The sequence below is a fragment of the Vibrio makurazakiensis genome (assembly GCF_050337375.1).
Taxonomy (GTDB): Bacteria; Pseudomonadota; Gammaproteobacteria; order Enterobacterales; family Vibrionaceae; genus Vibrio; species Vibrio makurazakiensis.
Genome location: NZ_JAKJSW010000366.1, coordinates 1 through 2,535 on the forward strand (window position 1 = coordinate 1; position 2,535 = coordinate 2,535).

At 37.4% G+C, this 2,535-nt stretch carries 3 protein-coding genes; 2 read left to right on the forward strand and 1 reads right to left on the reverse strand.

Features of this window, described 5'->3' with window-relative positions; translation table 11 throughout:
• Positions 1-1,554: response regulator (locus L4C33_RS21410; protein ID WP_428814411.1), on the forward strand; the 1,554-nt coding region annotated here is incomplete at its 5' end.
• 153 nt (positions 1,555-1,707) lie between these two features.
• On the opposite strand, the gene L4C33_RS21415 is transcribed toward L4C33_RS21410, so the two are convergent.
• Positions 1,708-2,076, reverse strand: a complete 369-nt coding sequence (locus L4C33_RS21415) for a DUF3693 domain-containing protein (protein WP_428814412.1) — start codon at positions 2,074-2,076, stop codon at positions 1,708-1,710.
• A 124-nt stretch (positions 2,077-2,200) separates the two neighbouring features.
• On the opposite strand from L4C33_RS21415, the gene L4C33_RS21420 reads away from it, so the two are divergent.
• A complete protein-coding gene (locus L4C33_RS21420) occupies positions 2,201-2,497 on the forward strand; it encodes a hypothetical protein (RefSeq protein ID WP_428814413.1) in 297 nt (98 codons plus the stop codon).
• Positions 2,498-2,535: the final 38 nt, after the last annotated feature.

A 2,535-nucleotide genomic window follows, 5' to 3' on the forward strand; every position in this document is an offset into this window, starting at 1 on the left:
CTCCAGCAGTATATTGATTTTGATGACTTTATTGTTATCTCCCGAGCTTCTAACGATGACAATTTTAAAACCTTACTTTCTACTAACAAAGTATTCCGTAAACTAGAGTGGTATAGAGAAACAAAATTTAGCAGCTCTATTGACGGAGACTGTACTATTTTGTTTGAGCCAGAGCATCTCATTGAGTTTAGTCATTTTAATCCTTTAATTTTGGATCAAATAGGGGCGGTACTATTAACCGGTATTGAAGCTGACTTTTCTGAATCAGTTATTTTATTAGTCGGTGGTAAGTCTAAAAACTTCAGTATTGAAACTAAAAAAACGTTAAAAAGGTTTAGACCATTAATTGAAAGAGCAATCATCGATATTGAAAGTAAGAAGCAACTAGAAGCTACAGTCGAGTTACGAACAAAAGAATTACAATTAGCACAATATGAAGCTGAAAAAGCCAATAGAGCTAAGTCTGAGTTTTTAGCCATGATGAGTCATGAGATTAGAACTCCACTTAATTCCATTGTTGGGCTTTTTGATATTTTACAACAAACAAAACTCACTGAAGAACAGTTTGATATTCTATCTAAAGTGGAATTTTCATCCGAACTGTTATCGACAATTATCGGCGACATATTAGATATATCAAAAATAGAAGCCGGTAGTTTTTCATTACACTCTGACTGGATAGCACTAAGAGACACTGTAACTTTTGTAATCGAAGAGCAAAGGAAGCTAGCTGCAAAGAAAGATTTACAAATGAATATCTCGATTGATATAGACGAGAGTTTACATTATTACCTAGACTCGACTAGGGTTGCTCAAGTTTTCTTCAATCTCATAGGTAATGCCATCAAGTTCACAGACCTCGGCAGTGTCACAGTAGGCGTTGTAGCAAATAAGTGCTCTTTAGAGATATCAATAGAAGATACGGGGATTGGAATTACTGAAGAAAATTTATCTTTATTGTTTAGCCCGTTCAAACAAGCTGATAGTTCGATTACAAAACGCTTTGGCGGTACCGGACTAGGATTAGCAATTACCAAGCATTTAGTTCAACTTATGGATGGCACGATCACTGTAACAAGTGATGTAAACCTTGGAACTAGATTCGAAATAGAAATACCAACGGACACACGTTTAGCAGTAGCAATGTTGAATGAAGAAGCAACCGTAGGATTTGAAGGCTCATTTAGCAAACAATTGTCAGTCTTAGTGGTTGAAGACAACCCAACGAATCAAATGGTGATCAAATTACTTCTAAGTAGAATGGGACATGAAGTCACGTTGATTGATAACGGTACTGATGCACTTAATTATGTTAGATGTAATCAGCAAAGTATCGATCTGATTTTTATGGATGTATCAATGCCAGGCATGGATGGCATGACAACAACTCAATATATTCGTAGGGAAAAAATCACAACACCAATTGTTGCTTTAACGGCACACTCAACGAGTAATGATAAGCAGCAATGCATGAACTCAGGTATGGATGCGTTCGTTGCAAAACCTGTACGAGCTAATGATCTACAGAAAGCAATTAACTTAGTTTTAATTTAACCTAATAAACAGATTCATAATCGAAGATTAGAAAGATGTTTATTAGGTATTTTATGGTAAATAGATTATTGTTAAATGAGAAATGGTCGCGAGGATAGGGATTCGAAAAGTAGGCAGGGATATAACTCTTACCTTCCTAGAGTACCATCTAATTTAACATAATATACATAATGCGCACTGAGCTAGAGCTTTATTTGGGGTCGCCATAACCAGCGTTAAACCCGCGCAAGTCATTGAAATCGCTTTTAATCCCAGTCCGTTGCACTTTTTTGCTATGTGTTCCCACATCTGTTTTATCTGTGGATTTTCGTTGCGATCAACGTGACAACCAAGCAATGCCATTTCTGGGTCAATTCCTGCACTTTCTGCTAAGAAAACTGCTTCTGAATCAGATATATAGCGAGTTCCTTTTCGCATTTCACCAATTCGCTGCCTTGGTAGATTCAAATCGTGTGCAATTTGCTTATCTTGTATGTAGTTTTTTGCCTTTTTATAGGCATCTAACAATTCGTTTTGATACATGTTTAATTCTCCCTTTGGCTACATTCTAGCTGATTAGGCATGATTTTCCGTGCTTAACAGGCACAACTATTCGTGCCTATAATCCTTGCAAGTTTGTCACAATTCAAATTGTCGAGGTGTTGTTATGTTTCAAATTGAACCTACCGAGCATGGCTCTGTGCTCAAATCTGAACAAGTGTGCTTCTACCGTTGTCCAGATTTCACACACGCGGCTTTGTTTCTTCATAACTCACCACTCGAGATCTACCTAGAGTTCCAACCCAGTGAGCTTCAATTTGGTCTGCGTACGATTGGCGAAGAACAATTTCATACGGCCTCGTTTTCCAGCACTAAATTTTATAGCTCTGACGCGTTCACTTTCACCTTTGATGATGACCAAGAGCTAGAACAGTTTTATTCGTTCTACGGTTTGGAGCGTTAATCATGGATAACTTATCCGCTCTGGTCATTATTGTTCAT

Coding starts and splice junctions, on each gene's coding strand:
- L4C33_RS21415 (WP_428814412.1), bottom strand. CDS start 2,076: ATGTATCAAAACGAATTGTTAGATGCCTATAAAAAGGCAAAAAACTAC.
- L4C33_RS21420 (WP_428814413.1), top strand. CDS start 2,201: ATGTTTCAAATTGAACCTACCGAGCATGGCTCTGTGCTCAAATCTGAA.